Genomic DNA, 21,369 nt, shown 5'->3' with positions numbered 1-21,369 from the left:
GTTACTTAGTTTGTCAGCATTTGCAGTGCTGAGGCACCAATACCAACTAATTTATCATTTTTAAATACCAACGGTGTGCATTCATCTTTAGTCATTTTACCATCTGAATGGATGCTGTGCGTTGCATAAAATAAGACTTGGTAAACATCCTCTTCTTTTTTTAGTAATTCGGTGAAGTCAGGTGTTTTTAGGGCTTTTAATACAGACTGATAAGAGCTATCCATTGCCAAGCCTGAAATAATTTCACGATTATTCTTATGTGTTGCCTGCCAGCTAGAAGAACTATTACCAGCCCAATGACCCTCCGCTTCGCCATCGGATACAGCAATAACACAGCCAGTTAAAAAAGGAGCGGTAAGGGCGGCGATTAAAAGTGTTTTTTTCATTTTTTATTATTCTAGATGATTAATTACAGACTTTAGAGCAAAGACTAGGCCAGTTTTTTAATCTTTAAAAATCAATTATTTATTTTTAAAGTGATTTTTTGAGTTAGTGGCTTTTTTAAGAAATAAAATTAAAAGCCACTTTTTAGTTATTTTGACTAACTTAATTTAACGGCATTAAACCAAGCGATTACGCGACTCTTGTTGACTAAATGCAGCGATATTTAAACTCACTTCTTTAACCAAGCGCGCAATAGATTCGGTACTGGCCCACGCTATATGTGGGGTTAGTAGTAAGTTATCTCCCGTGTAATTGGCCAGTGGATTGTTGTGCTCAGCAGGCTCTTTGGTTAGTACGTCAACACCTGCACCAGCAATCACATTAGTTTTTAAGGCTTGTGCTAAGTCGGCTTCGTTTATGATCCCCCCGCGCGCGGTGTTAATAATAAGCGCAGTTGGTTTCATCATTTTTAATTCATTAAGCGTAATTAAGTCACGCGTTTCATCATTAAGTGGGCAATGTACGCTGATAATATCCGCTGTTTTTATTGCGGTTTTAAAAGGCGTGCGTCCTTGGCGACACTCAGCACCTTTGCGCTCTGCAACAATGACATGAGCACCAAAGGCTTCAGCCACTTTAGATACAGCATTGCCCAGAGTTCCCCCACCAATAATGGCTAATGTTTTACCCTGAAAATCATTAAAGCTGTAATCAAGGCGACAAAACATTTCACTTTTTTGCCATGCACCTTGTTGGCAGTCCGCTTGGTAGCGATGAGTATTGCCTAATAAGTTAGTAATTAACGAAAAGGTGTGCTGCACAACCGAGGGGGTTGAATAACCAGCAACATTGGTTACCGCAATGCCTAAATCTTTCGCGGCATTTAAATCAACATTATTGGTGCCGGTAGCACTAACACAAATAAGTTTGAGTGATGTTAATTGTGCCATGGTGTCACGATTAATCACTACTTTATTGGTGATTAACACCTCTGCATTTTGGCTATGTGCTAGCACTTGCTCTGGGCTAGTTAGCTGATGCACGGTAAGCTTTCCCAGTGCTGAGATACAATCAAGTGAGGTGTTTGCCAGTGTAGCGTTATCAAGAATTGTTATGTTCACGGTGTGTCCTAATAGTGTATGTGTTAAGGGAATAATAACCCCTTTACGCGAAGTGCTTGTGATAAAAAGAGTATCATCTATTTGAATGTTATTGGGTTTATCATGTTGCGTTTACATTAGCAGTTGTAGAGCCATATTTAAATGTGGTCTGCCCACTGAAGCTTAACTGGCATGTTATTATGAGCAACTGCCTTGCTAAGTTAACTTGAATAAAGTGCTGTTAGTAAGGTCTACCCATTTAAATTAATAATTAATAGCCATAGTCTATACGTATGCGTTGTTAGCAAGACAGCTAGGCTCAGCGTTAAACTATAACGCTATGAAAACTCAGTAAATCGAACTTTAGTATTGCTAGTTTCGTATTTTTGGTTGAGTTATAATCAAAATCAGACACAGCGGGGCGTTTTAACGCGCCGTTTTTAACTTTGTAGATGCAGTAAATGATTGAATTAGAAGATAAGTACGCAGATATAAGACCTTACAATGACGATGAAGTTGCCGCCTCATTAACGCGATTAATTAACGATAATGCGTTTATTGATGTAATTGCAAAATACAATTTGCCACGCTTTATATCCGCAGTTGGGTTTTTAGCACGCGCTATAATAAAGCATCAGTTGCGCAAAAAGTGGGGCAAAGTTAAAACGGTTGAAGATGTACAAAATGAAGTGGCACATTACTTAAATATATTAATAAAACGTACCACCTCAAAAGTCACTTTTTCTGGCTTAGAAGACTTAGACCCTAATCAAGCCTATCTTTTTGTTTCAAACCACAGAGATATTGTACTTGACCCTGCACTGGTTAATTGGGGCTTATTCCAGCATAAAATGAAAACAGTGAGAATTGCGATTGGCGATAACTTGCTGCAAATTCCTTACATTACTGAGCTTATGCGCTTAAATAAAAGTTTTATTGTGAAACGCTCAGCGAAAGCCCCAAAAGAGATGTTAAAAGCGCTGACTCAGTTATCGGCTTATATTTATGATTCACTCAGTAGCGGGCACTCAATTTGGATTGCCCAAAAAGAAGGGCGCGCTAAAGATGGGGTTGATCAAACTGATCCTGCGCTTTTAAAAATGTTGCAACTTAATGGCCGTAAACAAAAGAAAGAATTTGGCGAATACATTAAAGAGCTCAAAGTGGTGCCAGTTGCAATCTCTTACCAATACGAGCCTTGTGCTATAGCTAAGGCAAAAGAGCTATATCATAAACAACATCATGGGAAGTATGTTAAATCGGCGGGTGAAGATATTGCCAGCATTGTTGAAGGGTTTAGTTCAGCCAAAGGGCATGTGCATTTATCGTTTGGTCAGCCTATTGAGTCAGGTTGTGACAGTGCCGATGAACTGGCAAAAACCATTGATAAGCAAATTATTGATTCGTTTTACTTACACCCAGGCAACTTTATTGCTGCTGGCTGCACTGAGGCGGTGATCAATAAAAATGACGCAGTACAATTTGAAGAACGTTTGGCCAAGGTGCCAGAAGAGTTAAGGGCTTTGGTTTTAGCTATGTATGCCAAGCCATTTCATCGAAAAACACAAGTAGATGAACAAAGCTGTGAGCAGTAATTAACAGCTTAAGCTAACAACAAAGCAGCAATTTATTTGCTGCTTTTTTTTTGCACAAAAATAGCGCTATACTCAGGCTATGCTTTTAATACCGGAGGGTAAAATGCAACAAATTGAAATATTTGATATTCCTAGCCCTTGTAAAGGTATTTGCTTAGTTAATAATCGCGGTTATTGCAAAGGCTGTTATCGCAGTCGCGATGAGCGTTTTTCATGGAATTCGTTAACGAATTCCCAAAAGAAAAAAGTATTGAGTTTATGCCAGCAGCGCTATAAACGTTACTTACAGCAAAAAAATAAAGTGGCACAATCATCACCGCAAGCAGATCAACAAGGTTTTGATTTTTAAAAGTGTAGGTTGTATTTTGACCTGAGTTTTGCAACTGTGCCGTTATTGTGTAACTTATCCAGTGTTACTTCTAGCTGGGGAACAATATCCGCATGACTGTGATGTAAATAATGATAAAGCGGGTAGGTTGCAACGACTTGTTTTTCATAGCAGCCTAAAGAGGGAGGAATGGTTTTATTTGCCATCGCAAAATCAATAAGTAACGCTCCTTGTACTTTTTGCTGGATCAGTAAGTTAAGCTGCGTATTATTATTTTTAACTTCAATTACCTTACCTTGAAAATCAATACTGTCTAAATATCGCTGTTGTACAGGGTAACTGGAAATAATAGCAACGCTATCTATGGTTTTAGTGGAGCTGGGCTCACAGCGTTTATAAAGTTCAAGGTTAAATTTAAAGAGTGGATAGTTAACTCGAATTAAATTTTTATAGGCACTTTCAATACTGATATCGCGAGCAAGCTGCCCATCTAACATGCCATTATCTGCTGCAAATAGTGCATTTTGACGATTAAAATCGACAATATTTAGTTTAAAGCCCATATCTGTATAGGCCAATTGTAATAGCTCAATGGTATAGTTTGCTTGTTGAGTGTTTTGCGGGCGATTAAATGTGTAGCTATAACTGTGCGCAAAAGACATATTACTAAAAACTAAGCACAGTAATACCAGCAATCCGTTAAAGCGTTTAAGCACGTCAGTATTTCCAATTAATTGCGGCAAGATAATAAGCAGCAATAATAACAAATTGTCTGTCTTTTGCACAGTTTGCATTAGTAATCTTGCAAAAGTTACCACCAACAATTATTGATTACGTTGAATTATTTACAGTCGCTTATTTTTATTAGTTATAGAGTTAGTTTTTTATAAGCTTAAACGTATAATCTACGTTTTATTGAGCGAGGGGCTGTTGACCTTTGCGGATGGAAATTTGTTCAAACTAGGGGCGCTCGGGCGAGTTGTTTAACCTAGTGGGCTAGTAAAAGCCGAGCAAAGCCTCCGTATGCTGCTCACGCCACTTACCTGTATTCATGCAGGCAACAATAAGTTTATAGCCACTAATAATTGGAGTGAATATGAGTTTTAATCTGTGTAACTTGCCGCGAGAGCAAAAGTATCAAATTCAGTTAGATTACGAGGCCTCATTTTGGGCTTATCAAATTAAGCGCGGTAAAAAAACGCGTGAGCAAGTGTACGACACTCTGCATAGTCGTCCTGTTGCAGAGCAAGGTGTTTTAAAACAAAAATTTGAGCAGTATTTGGCCATTATGCTTAGCTAGGGTTTGCCTACTATGCTTGTAATTAAACAATTAGAATCAATTAAAACGCCCTTAGTTAATAAGTTTTATACGTTATATAACGTCCGCGGCCGTGCTAATAAACAGGATCAGGTCTGGGTCGCTTACGATAATAATACGATTATTGCCGCCTGCCGGTTACAGAATAAGCCCACATTTTTATTTTTATCAACGGTGTTCGTGGCTCCTTCTTATCGTTCAAAGGGGGTGGCAACCCAGTTATTAGTTGCCCTTTTAAATGCGCAAACAGAACCTGTTTACACCTTTGCTTATCAACGCCTTACTGATTTTTATCAAGCACTTGGTTTTAACCAAGTGTTAACATATACTCCTGCATTATTAACGCTATTTGATGCTTATAAGCACCGAAATATTACCGCATTGAAATATCAATAAAACATAAATTAGTAATAGGGCAAGCATGGGTATGAGTATTAATGGGTTTATCACAGCCATATTTGTGCTGTTTATGCTCATAAGCGTTGAAGTAACAGCGCAAGTAAAACGATTATCCCCAAGCGAAGGCTTATCTCAAAGTTATGTTAATACCATGCTTATCGATAACAATGGGTATTTATGGCTCTCTACTGAAGGAGGCCTTAACCGTTACGATGGCTATCAAGTTATTACAATCAATGGCCCTAATGGTGAGTTAGAAGAGGCGAACATTGATCGCATATATCAAGATCAGCAAGGGCATATCTGGATTGCCTCCTTATTAGCAGGCTTGTTCAGATACGATCCGAAAACGGATACCTACCAACAATACATAGAAAAACCTGTCACAGAAGAGCAAATACTACAGCAGTCCGTTTTTACTATGTTAGCCACCGATGATAAAACCTTATGGATTGGACAAGGCCGAGAGTTTGCAAAACTCGATATAGACAACGGCTCTATTACCTCCTTATTTACACTTCCTGAGCAATTTGAAAATGCGTTTGTGCGTACTTTGTTTCATTATAACGGTTATATTTTTATAGGTAGCACAGACGGCGCGTATGTTTTTAACATCGCAACACAGCAGGTAAGGCCACTCGAGCACTTGAGTGAAACGGATGTACATATTTATCAAAATAATGTGAAATCATTTGCGCTAGGTAATAACAATCAGTTACTTGTTGGTGCGGTTAAGGGCTTATACGCTGTTGATATTAGTAATTTAGAGGTAATGTTTAACAACCGCGAACAATCATTTACAAGCCAAAAATTACTGGCCGATTTGAATGTTTGGGATATTGATAATCAGCAAGGAGTGCTCGATTTAGCAACAGATAAAGGCCTGCTTTGTTTTAATTTAACTACTAAAAAAGTGGTAAAAAATAAACGTATCCAGCAGAGTAAGTACACCCTCGCCGATAACAGTATTATTGATATGGTGAAAGATAAATCGGGCGGAATGTGGCTAGCCACTAAAACCGATGGTGCGTTTTATTTATCGGGCGACAATTACAAGTTTTATAATGTAGAGGGAAATGCACTGATTGGGGATGGTTTATCACATCATTCGGTATGGTCAATTAAGGAGTTCCAAGAAAAGCTATGGTTAGGCACACACAATGGTTTAACTGCGGTTGATTTAAAAAGTAATCGCTCAAAGGTGTATTTAAAAGATTATAAAGTCGATTTACTGACCACAGAGTTTACTATTTTCAAAATTATGCCTTACAAAGATAAACTCTGGCTGCACTCAAACCGAGGATTATTCATTTTTGACCCGCAAACTCAGCAACTTACCCAACCAAAAACTAACAGTCCTACCAATCAGATTTTTTTAAATGATTGGATGCATGGCCTGACATTGCTACCAAACGGGGATTTGTATTTTGTGCACCCAGATCATGGTATGTTTAAATATAATATTGATAGCCGACAATTAGTTCACTTAAAAGGCGAATTAGCACAATTTGACCCTTTTTTAGCGCATGGCTTTTTACCCCCATTACCGCATCAACCCGAGAAGCCATTATTTTTTAGTGGTGGCGTTTTATATCAATTTAACCCCAATGATTTAAGTTTAAACACCATTTATAAAGTGCCTAAACACCATGAAAATGTAGCCGTTAGTATTCTTTCCTACGTGGTAGATGGGCAAGGCATACTTTGGCTATCGTTATCTAATTTTGGGCTGATTGGTATAGATGTAACGACCTATGAGTTAGTGCACACAATTGATTTAGATAAAAATAAACTAGGCACCTTGTTGTACGATATGGTTCTTGATGAAGAGGGAATGATTTGGATGAGTAGCCATAAAGGAATATGGCGACTAAATCCTGAAACAATTCATTTTCAGCAATTTACAACATCAGATGGGGTGCTCTCTGCTGAGTTTAATAATGGCGCTATGGCTAAGTTAGCGGATGGTCGAATTGCCTTCGGTAGCCTCAAAGGTTTTACCTACTTTGATCCTAAAGACAATAAAAATAGCCAAGGTTTATTAGATCAGGTCAATATCACGCGCATCAACTTAATGTCTCGGGACTTGTCTATAAATTTACAGCAGCCATTAAAAAATATCACTTTAAACCATGATGATATCGGGCTTGAGATTGCATTTTCAGCGATGTCATTCAGCTTCCAAGAGCGCATTATTTATGAATATCAGCTCGATAAAGGTAAAAAAAGTTATACCCGAAATAATCGGGTGGTGTTTCCTAAATTAAACCCAGGCAGCTACCAGTTAAAAGTCTGGGCAAAAGATCCACTGACCGGCAACTATACTGCGCCAGCAACGTTAAATATTAAAGTGAAATATCCGCTATGGCGTGCTCCATACTTTTTAGCGCTTTATGCCATTTTATTGATCACCATAGTGACTGCATGGGTAATGAGGCGCAACAAAATACAGCGTATCTTATTGGCAGCACACAAAGAAAGCCAAGACAGTGAAGCGCGTTTAAAGCTTGCACTAGAGGGAAGTGAGTCCGGGGTATGGGATTGGCAGGCGAGCCAGTTAAATATTTATCAGCCTAGATTAGTCAACGAATTAGGCTACGAAGATGACTCGGTGAGTTTAGATGACTACCTAGAAAAAATTCACCCTCAAGAGCGTGCTATTTTTAGGTTGGAGTGGTTAGAATTTTTATCAACAGATAAAGGGTATTTTAATTGTACCTACCGATTACGCCACGCCAAAGGTCATTGGCGCTGGTACAAAGACTTTGGCAAGGTGGTTGAATGGGACAAAAAAACGCCGCAAAAAGTAGCCGGTACGTATACCAATATGACACGTGAAAGGGTGTTTGAAGAGCATGCACGGTTATTTACCGCCGCGTTTGAACAAACCCGAGATTGGGTGTTTATCTTAGATAAAAACTTTAATATACGTGCCTCAAATAAATCGCTGCAAAGCGCTTTTGGCTTATCAGCAGAGCCTCGTTCAACCCGTGCGCTTAATTTGGGAATGTCCCGCAGTAGCTATTTTGATTATTTACGAATTATGCAAAAGCTTGAAGTGGGCGAACATTTTTCATGTGAAGACACTGTCGTTCTGGCAAACAAAGAGCAACGCCATGTACTGGTTAAAATAAGCGCCGTGGCTGATGAAAGCCAAAGGCTGAGTAGTTTCGTGATTATTTTAACGGATATTCATGCACAAAAGTTAGCTGAGAGCGAACTGCACATACTAGCTAATTACGATTCACTTACAGGGCTGCCAAATAGAACCTTGTTTAACGACAGAGCTATACATGCCATCGATCAGGCGCGCCGCCATCAGTGTAAAGTGGCTTTGTTACACGTTAATATAAAACGGTTTAAGTATTTTAATGATTCATTTGGTACAGAAAACGCCGATGAGATAATAAAGCTGGTGGCAAACCGCTTGAAAACAGCATTACGCCGTTGTGATAGCGTCGCGCGTTTAGGCGGTGATGAATTTGTAATTCTAGTTGAAGATATTCAGCAAATAGAAGAAGTATTACTTATATGCACCAAACTAATGGATTGCGTGAGTAAAGACATTGTTATGAATCAGCAAAGCGTCAATGTGCACCTAAGTATTGGTGTGGCTATTTTCCCTGATGATGCCGCGCATTATAAAGCACTGTTGAAAGCATCAAATGTGGCGCTTTATTATGCTAAAGATGGCTTGGAAGGGTGTTATAAGTTTTACAAACAAGAAATGAATCAACGTGTTGAAAAGGCGATGCATTTAGAATCACAGTTGATCAAAGCTTATCATGAACATGAATTTTGTAATTATTATCAACCCATTATTAATGCGTCTACGCAAAAAACAGTGGGCTTTGAGGTGTTACTACGCTGGCCTGATAATCAGTTAGCGAGTACACAAGAGTTTGCAAACGTAGCTGAAAATATAGGTTTAATCACTAAAATAATGCTACAAACATTTAAGCGTGCTTTGGTGCAGTTAGCTCGTTGGCGTAAAGTGTGTCCTGATCTATACCTATCAATTAACCTCTCAGCACTGGATTTTGAATTTATCGGACTCGTCCCTGAAATTCGCCAAGCACTAAACAATGCAGCACTGCCGCCCGAGGCTATTGTATTTGAAATAACAGAGTCTATTTTAATGCGAGACTCAGAACATGCGCTTAAAAATATGGACTTACTAAAGCAATTAGGCTGTAAGTTGTACATGGATGATTTTGGAACAGGGTATGCCTCGTTAACTTATTTGAAGCGCTTTCCGATTGATGTATTAAAAATAGATCGTAGCTTTGTGCAAGATATTGGTATTGATTCGGATAACGAAGCGATTATTCAATCTACACTAGCTTTAGCAAGCAGTTTAAGTAAAGAGTGCATTGCTGAAGGGGTTGAAAGCGCACATCAGTTGGCTTTTTTAAAAGCGCAAGGTTGTAGCTACTTTCAAGGTTACTTGTTTAGTAAAGCGGTGCCTAAAGAGCAGGTGCTTGAGCTTATTGAGCACGATTGGCATCCTGTATTCTCACAAGCTTAAAGCGCCGCTTAATACATTATTTTATTAAGGACGTTTACCACAGTGACGGCAAAATAAGTGTAAGCTGCGTTTATTTAGCTCCGCTTTTATTGCTTTATTGGCCTCTAGCTTACTTAGCCCTAGTTTGTAGCGTAACTCCTCAAGGTGATGCATCTGCTCATCAGTGAGCTTACCATCGGTTATTTTCTCGTGGGTGGCATCTTCAAAGAGCTGGCGACGTTTGCGTATTTGCTCTGAGAAACTCGACGCTAATAAACCGGTTGGTATGGCAACCATCCCCATACTCACCAACGTGATTACGCCACCAAATAGTTTACCAATAGGCGTTATAGGCACAACATCACCATAACCAACCGTGGTAAGGGTTGCCATTGCCCACCACATGGCAGCAGGAATAGAGCCGAACTTGTCTGGTTGAATGTCGTGCTCTAATAAATAAATACCGCAAGAGGCTAAAATAAGTAACACAGACATAATAAAAAATGCCGCCAGTAATGAACTCGACTCATCAATAAACGCCTGCAATAACAATTGCATTGCTCGTGAATAACGAGTGAGCTTAAATACCCGCAACAACCGCAGTACCCGTAAAAAACGCAAATCGATAGCAAAGAAAAACATTAATAAACTAGGCAAAATGGCAATTAAATCGATAATTGCCAGAGGTGATAAAATATATCGAATCCGTTTTTGTGTGTTTGAGCAATTCATGGAGGCGTACTTTACGCGATCGACACAGGTCCAAGCACGTATTAGGTATTCAGCACTAAATATAGCCACTGATACCAGCTCCAAGATTAAAAACTCGCTATAGTACTCGGTTGCGATGCTGCGCACCGACTCAAGTACAATCGCCACCACATTAATCATAATGATACTGATCAGTATGATATCTAAAATGTGTCCCGCTCGCTGATACTTACCTGACGCTTCAAATACTTGGTTTATGGTTTGTCTTAGTTTACGCATAGTACCTATTATAATGTGAGCAGCATATTGATACTGCCTTCTTCAAAATCACGACTTATTTTAAATCCGAGTTTACGAGCTAACTCAATCATGCCGGTATTTTCTGGCAGTGTGATACCTTCAACCGTTTTCACGCCTTGGCGTCTGCAGTGAGAAATAGCCGCGTTCATTAAAATACGCCCTAACCCAAGCCCTTGGCAATCAGAACGTACCACAATGGCAAACTCTGCTTGTAAATTATCGGGATCCATAATCACTCGCGAAACCCCTAATGTGTGTTGTTGCTCGTCTTGTGTTTGGGTAACAATAAATGCCATTTCGCGGTCGTAATCAATTTGCGTCATTTTAGCGAGTTGATCATGGTTAAATTGTGGCAATTCACCAAAAAAGCGCTTGTACCTATCTTCTTTGCTTAAGGAGCGGTCAAACTCTTGATGTGCTTGCTCATCTTCTGGTTTGATTGGTCTGAGCGTTGCTAAGGTCTTATTTTTTAGGGTCACCGTTTCAACCAACTCAATAGGATAAGGGCGGATTGATAAACGTTTTCGGTGCGCCTGAACCTGATACTGATTTAGGTTCATGGTGGCATCAAGGACTAAAAACTGCCCATTACTGGCTAAAATAGGATTAAGCTCTAATGAGGTGATATCAGGTTGATCAACAACGAGTTGAGAAATTCGGGTCAGTAGCGCACATAAACGATATTTATCTACTTTTTCTGGCAGAATGCGATCTTTAAGGACTCCCTTATCATGGGCGGCGGCAATTAAATATTTAGCTAGGTTCATATTCAGTGGTGGCAAGGCCACCGCCGCTTGAGCGTACTCAAGCCCTGTGCCAGCTTCACCTAATAAAATAACTGGCCCAAAATTAGGCTCTGTTTTAATGGCTATGCGCAGCTCATTGGCACCTGCTCTAGGCGCCATTTTTTGTAACGAAAAGCCATCAATAATAGCATCAGGGTAGGTGTTTTTTATTCTTAACAGCATGGCAAATGCCGTTTGTTCTACCTCTTGCGCATCATTGAGGTTGAGTACTACGCCACCGACTTCAGACTTAGAGGGAATGCTGGGGCTCATCAACTTTAATGCGACCGGAAAACCTAGCTCTATTGCTTGCTCTTTTGCCTCAGTAGGGGTGTAGGCTACTTCAGTTTGGATACAGTCTATACCGTAGCTACTTAAAATTTGACTCGCTTGATGGGTTGATAAGTAATGTTGCTCATCATTTAAAAACTCTTTAATAGCTGCTTTCGCTGCTGCTTTATTAATAGTCGCATCATCGGTGTTTGATTCTGGCGTTTGGGTTAAATGTTTTTGGTTACGACGATAGCTTACCAAGTGCATAAAGGCACCTACTGCGCCTTCTGGGGTACGATAGGTCGGGATGGCGTTATTTGCGCAGATGCGTCTGGCTGCGAAGGCGGCATCTTCTCCCATGAAATTAGTGATCACATACGGGCGTGCCATTTTTGGTAATTTGTTTAGTGCCTCAACAATAACCTGAGCGTAATTTTCACTCGGGGCCAATGCCGATGGAGTATGAATGATCAGTAAGTTTTTAACTTCTTTAGCATTAAGCAGTATTTCTAATGCGTGTTTGTAACGCACTGGCGCAGAATCGCCAAATATATCGACAGGGTTGGATGTTGTGTCTGAATGTGGGATCACTTTATTGAGTGCTTCGCGCGTTTTATCACTAAGCTGAGCAAGTTTACCTGAGCTTTGAATAAGTTCATCAACGGCCATCACTCCAGGGCCGCCGCCATTAGTTAATATAGTTAGCTGCTCTACTTGCAATAATTTGGGGTGCATTGCTAAGGTTTGAGTGGCGGCAAAAAGCTCGCGCAAATCATTTACTCTTAACATCCCTGCGCGTTGAAACATGGCATCATATACTGCATCTGAGCTTTGTTTTCCGCCGGTGTGTATTTCAGCAGCAAGAGCGCCTGCACTGGTTCTGCCCGTTTTAATAGCAATAACGGGCTTAGAAAATGCCGCCGCACGCGCGGCAGAAATAAAGCTGCGAATATCATTAATGTTATCTATGTAAAGTAGGATAGCTTTGGTTTTAGCATCGCGGCCTAAAAAGTCGAGTATTTCGTCAAACTCAATATCTAAACAATCTCCCATAGATATAAAGTATGAAAAGCCAATTTCTTTATTTTTAGCCCAATCAAGAATCGTTGAACAAACAGCCGCTGATTGTGACACAAAAGCCAGTTTACCTGGCGTGGCAACAGTGTGCGAAAAACTCGCGTTTAAACCTATATGCGGAATAAGTAACCCTAAGCAATTTGAGCCAAGCAGCGTTACCTTATGCTTCACAGCATTATCTTTAAGTTCTTGTTTTTGTGCGCTTGTTAGGCCATCAGCAATAATAATAGCGCTATGACACCCCAGCGTACCTAGCTGCTCAATAATTTTCATTAAGGTGTTTTTATTGGTACAAATAACGGCTAAATCAGGTACTTTGGGGAGAGCCTCAATACTTGGGTAAGCTAATACGCCATGCACTGCAGTATGATTGGGGGTAACGGGCATGATGGGCCCTTTAAACCCGCCTTGTAATAAATTACGCATTACCACATTACCAGCCCGAGTAGGGGTGTTTGATGCCCCAATAACAGCGACTGAGCTTGGATTAAAAAACTGGCTAATACGTTTTAGACTCATTGCGTTTCCTTGGCTGATTAAGTTTTGCTATCTATACCCTTTCAATGTAACCTGTTTATTATGTTTTTTCGAGCGTGAATGTGCTTATTATTGATATTAGGGTCTGTTGACCTTTCAAGGTTAAACTTGCAGCAGTCTGTTTGGTATTTAGGCAAGGCAGAGCCTATGTGGTGTGGTTATTCCCCATAAATAGGCGATAACGCAGCATCAATGCCAAACAGGCGCTGCCCGAAGGGTTCTGCCTAGGGGCGATTTACTCTTTGTTGCTCGGTTTTTACTTAGCCCACTAGGTTACAAACCTCGCGCCGCGATTAAATCGCCCCTAGTTTGAACAAGTTTTAATCCGCAAAGGTCAACAGACCCTAATCAAGGAGATTAAGGTGAATAAAATATCGAATTTAAGCGTTGTTATGGCAGCGGCGTGTTTAAGCATTGGCCTAATTGCATTGGGTTTTATTGTAAAAGGGGCTGCGCTTGATATTAAAGGGATGGAGCGCACGGTGCAGGTAAAAGGGTTAGCTGAACGAGAAGTTGTGGCAGATACCGTTATTTGGCCTTTACAGTTTAACGATGCCGACAACAATCTTGAAAAGCTTGTTGAGCGAGTTGAGCAAAAAAATGATGCGGTGATTGCTTTTTTAAAGTTACACGGCTTTGATGATGAAGAAATATCGACAGGTACTCAATCTATTATAGATAAGCAAGCCCGTGAATACGCGAATGATAATCAAAAGTTTAGGTATGTTATTAGCTCAAATATTATTGTGTATTCAAATGCTCCTGATAAAGTTAAAAACGCACTGAGCAAAGTGAGTCAGTTAGCTAAACAAAATATAGCTATTGTGCAAGACAACTATCAAACCCGTATTGAGTATATTTTTACTGGGCTTAACGATATAAAACCAGCCATGGTGCAAGAAGCCACAGAAAAAGCTCGTGAAGTGGCAGATAAGTTTGCTAAAGATTCAAATTCACGCTTAGGTAAAATTAAAACCGCTCGCCAAGGGCAGTTTAGCATTAGCGATCGGGATTCAAACACGCCGCAAATTAAAAACGTACGTGTTGTTACCAGCGTAGAATATTACTTATCAGATTAGAGCCGCCACTTGTTCAGTAGAGCGCTGTAAATAAGCGGCGCTCAGTAGCAAGGTTATCTCGCTTGGGGGATTATTTTTTAATGCCTCAAGTATTTGTAATTTTGCTGCAGGATTTTGTTTTTGCTCTATTTCCATTAATGCGAGCAAGGCCGAAAATTCATGTTTTATCGGAAAGTTTGGCTTATGTGCATAGGCAATGTAACTGGCAACCGGAGTGAGCCCTTGCTTATTTGTATGTGCTAACGCATGTAGTAACTCTTCATTAGATTCAAATAACATCAACGAGCGAACATAGTTAAAAGGCAGTTGTGTGGGCATTGCTTGCTTAAATACATTATGCAGGGCGTTATTGCCAGTGTCGTCTGTACTAATAAACCCCTTATTTAATTTAAGTGCAGGCGTAAAAAAGCTCAGCGCATCTAAACTGGTTAGTTTTTCAATAAACGGCGCTGGTGGCGTATTGGTGGTTAAAATACGCATGGCGATGTTTTGCATAAAATCGTATTTAATACTCATGCGTAGCGCACTTTCAAACAGGTAATTAAGCTGTATTACTTGCTGTGCCTCAGTGAGCTTTTTAAAATCGTTATCTAGTTCATCAAACTGCTGTTGTTTAATACGCGCATTGAGTAGCTGTATGCTTAGATCCATTCTGTTCTCCTTGAGTTCCAACTTTATCCTAGCTTAATTTTTTGCTTTATAAAACAAAAGGCCGCAATTGCGACCTTTTATACCTTTAAGTAAATACTTAAAAATTAAGCTTGTTTGCTGGCAATCCACTCATTAACGAAGTTTTCTAGTACGTTTAATGGTACAGGGCCATTTTTAAGCACTACATCGTGGAACTGGCGGATATCAAACTTATCGCCAAGTTGCATTTTAGCATCTTCACGTAGTTCTAAAATTTTCAGCATACCTACTTTGTAAGCCGTTGCTTGAGATGGCATTACAATGTGGCGCTCAACCATTTTCACACCGTCAGAAGTCGCGTTAGGAGTGTTGTTAACGTAGTAATCAATACCTTCTTGACGAGTCCACTTCATTGCGTGAATACCGGTATCAACCACTAAACGACATGCACGCCATAATTCCATGGCTAAGCGACCAAAATCTGAATACGGGTCTTCGTAAAGGCCCATTTCTTTTGGTAGTAATTCTGAGTATAACCCCCAGCCTTCAATGTAGGCTGTGTAACCACCAAATTTACGGAACTTAGGTACCCCTTCAAGTTCTTGTGAAATGGCAATTTGCATATGGTGACCCGGAATCCCCTCATGATAAGCCAAGGCTTCCATTTGGTAAGTAGGCATTGCTTCCATGTCGTATAGGTTGGCGTAGTAAATACCTGGGCGAGAACCATCTGGCGCAGGTTGCTGATAAAACGCTTTACCTGCCGCTTTTTCACGGAATGCTTCAACACGTTTTACAATCATGTCGGCTTTTGGTTTTACAATAAACAGCTCATCTAAGCGTGTTTTCATGTTATCAATTAAGCCTTTAGCTTCGCTTAGGTACTGCGCTTTACCAGCTTCAGTGTTAGCTAAATAAAATTGCTTGTCGGTTTTCATAAACTGCATAAAGGCGTTTAAGTCGCCCTCAAAGCCGACTTTATCTTTAATGGCACGCATTTCATCATGAATACGTGATACTTCAGCAAGGCCAATGGCGTGAATCTCTTTTGCTGTAAGGTCTGTCGTGGTGGTGCGTTTCAGTGCGTTATTGTAAAACACTTCGCCATCAGGGAATTTCCAAGCACCGTCACGGTCATCAGCACGTTTTTCTAACTGTGCAATGTAGTTGATTAACTTAGAGTAAGCAGGTTTAACTGCCGATTTTAATGCATCAGTCGCTTCACTAATAAGTGCATCTTTTTCAGCTTGGTCGATTTCTAATGCATTCACTTTACGTTTAAAGTCAGCCAAAAGAGTTGAATCTTCACCTTGTTCAAACGGCGCACCTTTAATGATGTTTTTGCTTGAATCAATCACGTGTGGAAATACAAATTTAGGGGCGATGATGTTTTTATTGGCGCGAATTTCTAAGTCGGTAATCAGTTGTTCGAATACACCCGGAACCCCGTTTAAACGGGCAATGTAATCGTTGGCTTCTTTTACGTTGCTAATTTGATGCTGGTTAATTAAAAAAGCCGGCACCATAGAATGTGTACCAAACATTTGGTTTACTGGGTAGTTATGGTAACGCCATTTGAAATCAGCAATGCTGGCTTCTAAATCTTGTTTTTTTAAATCATAACTTACTTGAGTAGCTGCATCTAATTGCGCACGGTCAATGTTGTTGAGCGTGACTAAATCGGCTTTAGTTTGTGCCAAGTCTTTTAGCGCTTTTTCTTCGCTGTTGTCATCCCATTTATCGTAATCTTTTTTGATGCCCATATAGGTTTGATAAACTGGGCTACTCATTACATCACGATTAAAAGTGTCTTCAAAAAAAGCATTCGCTTTATCAATTTCACTTTGTACAGGTTGAGCTTGAACCGCCGGTGCAGACGTTGATTGTTGTGTTGCTTGTTGGCAACCGGCAAGCAGTGCCACGCTGATGGTGGCAGCAATTAAAGTAAGTTTACGCATTCGTTTCCCTTTTGTTGTTAGAAACCTATTATTGTCACTAAACAAATAACGCAAGTAGATCATTTAAAAAACGTTGGCCTTGGAGTGTAACGTGCCAGTGGCTGTCTGTTTTTGTTAGTAAACCGGCATTAATGGCTTTATCTAGTGCATGCTGTTGGCTTTGCAGTGGTTGCTGCGTCAGCGCATTAAAATCATTTATAGGGCATGGCTCTATTAAACGAAAGCGATTCATAAAAAATTCAAACGCTAAGTCGTCTTGCTCTACTTGCCAGCTTTTGTACAGGTAGGGTTTAATAATATCCATGTAGCCCCGAGGGTGTTTTACTTTTTCAGTGCGTGTTATCACCCCCGTTTTCGCATCAGTGACCTTACCATGAGCGCCGCAGCCAATGCCAAGATAATCGCCAAACCGCCAATAATTCAAGTTATGTTGGCATTGATAGCCAGGTTTTGCATACCCTGATATTTCATATTGCTGATAGCCAGCTTGTGCTAATAATGCTTGGCCTTGCTCTTGAATATCCCATAAGGTTTCATCTTGTGGCAAAGTCGGCGGTTTTGAAGCAAATTGCGTATTGGGCTCAATCGTGAGCTGATACCAAGAAATATGCGGTGGATTGAGCGCAATAATTTGTTTTAAATCACTCAGTGCATCATCAAGAGACTGCCCTGGTAAGCCATGCATTAAATCAAGATTAAAGCTATTTAATCCCGCTTCATTGGCTTGTTGTGCTGCATAACTGGCTTCATCGGCACCATGAATTCGACCTAGAGCTTTTAACTTATCATTTTGCATGCTTTGCACACCGATAGAGATACGGTTAATGCCTGCTTTTACATAATCTTTGAAACGGCCAGTTTCGACTGTGCCGGGATTTGCTTCAAGGGTAATTTCACAGTTATCGCTTAAGCCAATTAGGCTATCTACTTCCTTGAGTAAACGGGTGTATGCCGCGCCGGTTAATAGACTTGGTGTGCCGCCGCCAATAAAAATACTGTGAATCTTACGCCCTTGTACTAAGTGTAAATCAGCTTTTAAATCGTCGATTAAATGCTGTACATACTCAGTTTCAGGGATGTCACCTTTTTGCCCGTGGCTATTAAAATCGCAATAAGGGCATTTTTGCACGCACCATGGCACATGCACATATAAACTCAGTGGAGGAAGGTTCACAGGCCGCCTTTGTGTTGTAGCTCTTGCAGTAACATTTTAAGTGCTTGCCCACGATGACTTAGGGCATTTTTTTGCGCTTTTGTAAGCTCTGCACTGGTACAATTTTCTGATGGCACAAAAAAGATAGGATCGTAGCCAAAGCCACCTTCACCGTGTTGGCTAAGGGTAATTTCGCCCTCCCAGCTAGCACTGCAAATAAGTGGGGTAGGGTCGTCGGCGTGACGCATCAGTACTAACACACACCAAAAACGAGCGCGTCGGTTAGGGTTATCGCCTAAATCAGCCAGTAATTTATCGATATTATCTTGATCACTTGCGCCTTTACCTGCAAAGCGAGCAGAGTAAACACCGGGTGCGCCATTTAAGCTATCAACTTCTAATCCCGAATCATCAGCAATAGCCGGTAATCCAGTTATTTTAGCTGCATGACGCGCTTTAATTATCGCGTTTTCTACAAACGTGGTGCCTGTTTCGGCCACGTCACTGACATTAAAGTCGCTTTGTGGTACTACATTAATGTTAAGCGAGCTGAGCATGTTAGCCAGCTCATTTACTTTGCCGGGATTGCCGGTTGCAAGTACTAAGGTGTTGGTCATATTTAATCTACGTAAAATTTTTGCTGAAATTTTAATGTTTGGAACTGGTTACCTTGTTGGATTTCAATTTCAAAACGTAAAATCTCTTCGTTGGTGTAATCTACTTGTGCTAGGTAATAAACAGAATCGCCTTCAACCACTTCTTTAAAGTTAAGGGTTTGCTTGTTACCTAATAAGTTTTTAGCGGTGCCTTGTAATGTCGCTTTTTGCGCTGTTTTATTAGCATCATTTTTTAAGATAGAAATATTAACAATGCCTTTATAGCCACTGCGTTCCAGGCCGTACGTTTTGGCTATTTGTGGCTGAATAAACGTTGATGGAAAGGCTATATAATGAACTTGCCAAGGGCCTAGTTCTTTATATTGAGCGCCTTGTTCTTGTGCGCTGTGCGCATTAAATGCTAAAGCGAGACAAGCAATAAAACAAAACTTTATTAAACGTTGCATAGTTAACTCCTGAGTATGTAAAAAGAGGCACTAGGCCTCTTTTATATTACGTTATGCTTAAGCTAAAAGGTCCATTAGCAGCATTTGTAAAAACTGAATGCCGATGATTAGTACCAGTACCGATAAATCTAAGCCTCCTAGTGGCGGTAAAACTTTACGGATAGGCTTTAACATTGGCTCAGTAAGCTGATGGAATGCCGCTTCAATTGGGTTATAGCCTTGGCTTACCCAGCTTAAAATAGCGCGGATAATTAACACCCAAAAGACTAAATTTAAACCTTCTTTTAAAACAGTTATTAGCGCCTGTATAAGCACAGGTTGAATAGCCCAAGAGCTATAAATAAGCCACATTAGGGTACTTATTTTTGCCGCAGCCACTATAAATGCCAGCAACAAAGAGGCTAAATCAAGCCCGCCTAGCCCCGGAACGATTTTTCGCAGCGGGTTAACTGCAAACGAAGTGGCTTTCACCACAAATTGGCTCATCGGATTGTAAAAGTCGGCTTTTGCCCACTGTAGCCAAAAACGCAGTAGTACCACCATTAAAAATAGATCAAACAAGGTGCTAATTAAAAATTGCATGGCATTCATAGTATAACCTTCAATAAAAAATGGTTTTAAAGTTCTTGTTCCATTTGCACTGCACGCGCAATACACGCATCCATTGCATCGCCTACGGTTTTAGTTAAACCTTGTGCTTTTAAATGCTCAACAGCTGCATGCGTGGTACCGCCTTTTGATGTCACATTTGAACGTAATTGTGAAATGCTAATATCAGTTTGGCTAAGTGCCATTTCAGCTGCGCCAAGGGCGGTTTGCTGCACTAAGCGGCGTGCGTCTTCATCACTAAACCCAAGCGCTTTGGCTTTTTCTTCAATGGCTTCCATAAATAAGAAAAAGTAAGCCGGTGAAGAGCCGGTAACAGCTATCACATCGTTAATTTGTGATTCTTGCTCTACCCATACAACAATACCGGTACATTCAAATACTTGCTGTACAAACTCATGCTCGCTTTGGGTTTCGCCTGCACCATATAAGCCAGATACACCACGGCCAAGTAATGATGGCGTATTTGGCATACAACGTACCATTTTTACATCTTGACCAAGCATTTCACGTAAGCGCTTAACGGTTAACCCTGCCGCGACTGAGATAAATAATTTATCGCTAAAGTCGACACCTGAATCTTGAAATGATTGACATAAATCGCCCATCATTTGTGGTTTAACAGACAAAACAATGACATCGGCATCGCGCATAGCTTCGTTATTGTCACTGGTGGTTTGCACTTTGAAATCGGCAGCTACCTTAGCTAGTTTTTCTTGGTTGCGGTTAGTCGCAATAATATTATTTGCGTTAAAGCCGTTTTTTACCATGCCACCAATGATGGCGTAGCTCATATTACCTGTGCCTATAAATGCGATTTTTTTATCTGACATATGTCTGTTATCACCTTTTAAGTTCGTGTTCCAAAAATATCTGTGCCGATCCTCACCATGGTTGAACCTGCCGCTATGGCAGCTTCTACATCGTTACTCATCCCCATCGACAACGTATCTATATGAGGATATTGGGTCTGTAGTTTATCAAAGCAAGTTTGTAATTGCTCAAAATATTGAATTTGCGTGTTTGCATCGTCACTTTTAGCGGGAATAGCCATCAGTCCGCGCAACTGTAAATGGGCACATTGGTCTATATATTGCGCCAGCTCAGTGATTTCATTGGGGTGACAACCAGACTTTGCTTCTTCTTCGCTAATATTGACTTGAATAAGTACATTCAGTGGCGGCATTGTCTCAGGGCGTTGACTGTTTAAGCGCTTGGCTATTTTAAGTCTGTCTACACTTTGCACCCAAGCAAAATTGGCAGCGACTAAAGCACTTTTATTTGACTGAATAGGGCCAATGAAATGCCAAACAATATCGCTAAATGTGTCTAGTTGCGCTATTTTATCTACAGCCTCTTGAACATAAGATTCACCAAATTGACGTTGCCCTTGATCATAAGCTGCCATAATATCAGTAGCGGGTTTGGTTTTAGATACTGCAAGTAACGTAATATCGTTACTATTACGTTGTGCTTTGTGCGCTGCCTCTGCAATTCTAGCGTAGGCGGATGTGAGTCGTTCTGCTATTGTAACCATATATTTATCAGTTAGTTGTGGAGTCATAA

The 21,369-nt window shown here is 40.4% G+C and carries 19 protein-coding genes; 6 read left to right on the top strand and 13 right to left on the bottom strand.

Translation table 11 applies throughout. The features are described from left to right. Positions 1-5: 5 nt before the first annotated feature. Positions 6-386: a DUF3192 domain-containing protein gene (locus LOC50_RS11420; protein WP_069439848.1), complete on the bottom strand. Its 381-nt coding sequence runs from the start codon at positions 384-386 to the stop codon at positions 6-8. Positions 387-560: 174 nt separating this feature from the next. Further along, positions 561-1,505: a D-2-hydroxyacid dehydrogenase gene (locus LOC50_RS11415; protein WP_250653241.1), complete on the bottom strand. Its 945-nt coding sequence runs from the start codon at positions 1,503-1,505 to the stop codon at positions 561-563. Positions 1,506-1,945: 440 nt separating this feature from the next. Between LOC50_RS11415 and LOC50_RS11410 the strand changes: the two genes are divergently transcribed. Both LOC50_RS11410 and LOC50_RS11405 read left to right on the top strand, forming a co-directional pair. Continuing rightward, the gene (locus LOC50_RS11410; protein ID WP_248473763.1) at positions 1,946-3,079 is read left to right on the top strand and encodes a 1-acyl-sn-glycerol-3-phosphate acyltransferase; all 1,134 of its coding nucleotides are present in this window, start codon (positions 1,946-1,948) and stop codon (positions 3,077-3,079) included. A 103-nt stretch (positions 3,080-3,182) separates the two neighbouring features. Next, complete coding sequence (locus LOC50_RS11405) at positions 3,183-3,428, top strand: DUF1289 domain-containing protein (RefSeq protein WP_013465866.1); 246 nt, start codon at positions 3,183-3,185, stop codon at positions 3,426-3,428. On the opposite strand, the gene LOC50_RS11400 is transcribed toward LOC50_RS11405, so the two are convergent. Further along, positions 3,425-4,069 (bottom strand): transporter substrate-binding domain-containing protein, encoded by a 645-nt coding sequence (locus LOC50_RS11400; RefSeq protein WP_248473809.1) that lies wholly within the window; start codon positions 4,067-4,069, stop codon positions 3,425-3,427. The two genes, LOC50_RS11405 and LOC50_RS11400, sit on opposite strands and share 4 nt — an antisense overlap. A gap of 434 nt (positions 4,070-4,503) precedes the next feature. Between LOC50_RS11400 and LOC50_RS11395 the strand changes: the two genes are divergently transcribed. From LOC50_RS11395 to LOC50_RS11385, 3 genes are read left to right on the top strand one after another with little or no spacing between them, the layout of a single operon-like run. Then, positions 4,504-4,707 carry a DUF3283 family protein gene (locus tag LOC50_RS11395; protein ID WP_013465864.1) on the top strand — a complete coding sequence of 68 codons (204 nt, stop codon included), beginning with the start codon at positions 4,504-4,506 and terminating at the stop codon, positions 4,705-4,707. A gap of 12 nt (positions 4,708-4,719) precedes the next feature. Beyond that, positions 4,720-5,121 carry a GNAT family N-acetyltransferase gene (locus LOC50_RS11390; RefSeq protein ID WP_069439852.1) on the top strand — a complete coding sequence of 134 codons (402 nt, stop codon included), beginning with the start codon at positions 4,720-4,722 and terminating at the stop codon, positions 5,119-5,121. A 25-nt stretch (positions 5,122-5,146) separates the two neighbouring features. Then, the gene (locus LOC50_RS11385) at positions 5,147-9,652 is read left to right on the top strand and encodes an EAL domain-containing protein (RefSeq protein ID WP_250653240.1); all 4,506 of its coding nucleotides are present in this window, start codon (positions 5,147-5,149) and stop codon (positions 9,650-9,652) included. A gap of 24 nt (positions 9,653-9,676) precedes the next feature. Here the strand turns inward: LOC50_RS11385 and LOC50_RS11380 are convergent, their stop codons facing one another. Both LOC50_RS11380 and LOC50_RS11375 read right to left on the bottom strand, forming a co-directional pair. Next, a complete protein-coding gene (locus LOC50_RS11380) occupies positions 9,677-10,621 on the bottom strand; it encodes an ion transporter (protein WP_250653239.1) in 945 nt (314 codons plus the stop codon). Positions 10,622-10,629: 8 nt separating this feature from the next. Next, a complete protein-coding gene (locus tag LOC50_RS11375; RefSeq protein WP_248473765.1) occupies positions 10,630-13,296 on the bottom strand; it encodes a bifunctional acetate--CoA ligase family protein/GNAT family N-acetyltransferase in 2,667 nt (888 codons plus the stop codon). A gap of 380 nt (positions 13,297-13,676) precedes the next feature. Between LOC50_RS11375 and LOC50_RS11365 the strand changes: the two genes are divergently transcribed. Then, positions 13,677-14,393 (top strand): SIMPL domain-containing protein, encoded by a 717-nt coding sequence (locus LOC50_RS11365; protein WP_036980198.1) that lies wholly within the window; start codon positions 13,677-13,679, stop codon positions 14,391-14,393. Here the strand turns inward: LOC50_RS11365 and LOC50_RS11360 are convergent. The 8 genes from LOC50_RS11360 to LOC50_RS11325 form a co-directional block, all read right to left on the bottom strand. Then, a complete protein-coding gene (locus LOC50_RS11360; protein WP_036980197.1) occupies positions 14,385-15,044 on the bottom strand; it encodes a hypothetical protein in 660 nt (219 codons plus the stop codon). The two genes, LOC50_RS11365 and LOC50_RS11360, sit on opposite strands and share 9 nt — an antisense overlap. 104 nt (positions 15,045-15,148) lie before the next feature. After that, positions 15,149-16,981, bottom strand: coding sequence for a DUF885 domain-containing protein (locus LOC50_RS11355; protein WP_069439856.1), 1,833 nt, complete (start codon positions 16,979-16,981; stop codon positions 15,149-15,151). 37 nt (positions 16,982-17,018) lie between these two features. Then, entirely contained in the window at positions 17,019-18,155 is a 1,137-nt protein-coding gene (gene hemW / locus LOC50_RS11350; protein WP_069439857.1) for a radical SAM family heme chaperone HemW, read from the bottom strand. Next, on the bottom strand, positions 18,152-18,751 hold the full coding sequence (locus LOC50_RS11345; RefSeq protein ID WP_069439858.1) for an XTP/dITP diphosphatase: 600 nt from the start codon (positions 18,749-18,751) through the stop codon (positions 18,152-18,154). The genes hemW and LOC50_RS11345 overlap by 4 nt, the downstream gene beginning before the upstream one ends. 2 nt (positions 18,752-18,753) lie before the next feature. Further along, a complete protein-coding gene (locus LOC50_RS11340; RefSeq protein ID WP_036980192.1) occupies positions 18,754-19,197 on the bottom strand; it encodes a DUF4426 domain-containing protein in 444 nt (147 codons plus the stop codon). Positions 19,198-19,254: 57 nt separating this feature from the next. Next, a complete protein-coding gene (locus LOC50_RS11335) occupies positions 19,255-19,788 on the bottom strand; it encodes a YggT family protein (protein ID WP_069439859.1) in 534 nt (177 codons plus the stop codon). A 26-nt stretch (positions 19,789-19,814) separates the two neighbouring features. Beyond that, entirely contained in the window at positions 19,815-20,636 is an 822-nt protein-coding gene (gene proC, locus LOC50_RS11330; protein WP_036980188.1) for a pyrroline-5-carboxylate reductase, read from the bottom strand. Positions 20,637-20,653: 17 nt separating this feature from the next. Next, complete coding sequence (locus LOC50_RS11325; RefSeq protein ID WP_069439860.1) at positions 20,654-21,367, bottom strand: YggS family pyridoxal phosphate-dependent enzyme; 714 nt, start codon at positions 21,365-21,367, stop codon at positions 20,654-20,656. Positions 21,368-21,369 lie beyond the last annotated feature (2 nt).

The sequence above is a fragment of the Pseudoalteromonas sp. SCSIO 43095 genome, from assembly GCF_023650455.1.
GTDB lineage: Bacteria > Pseudomonadota > Gammaproteobacteria > Enterobacterales > Alteromonadaceae > Pseudoalteromonas > Pseudoalteromonas tetraodonis.
This window is presented reverse-complemented; position numbering and strand designations above follow the sequence as displayed.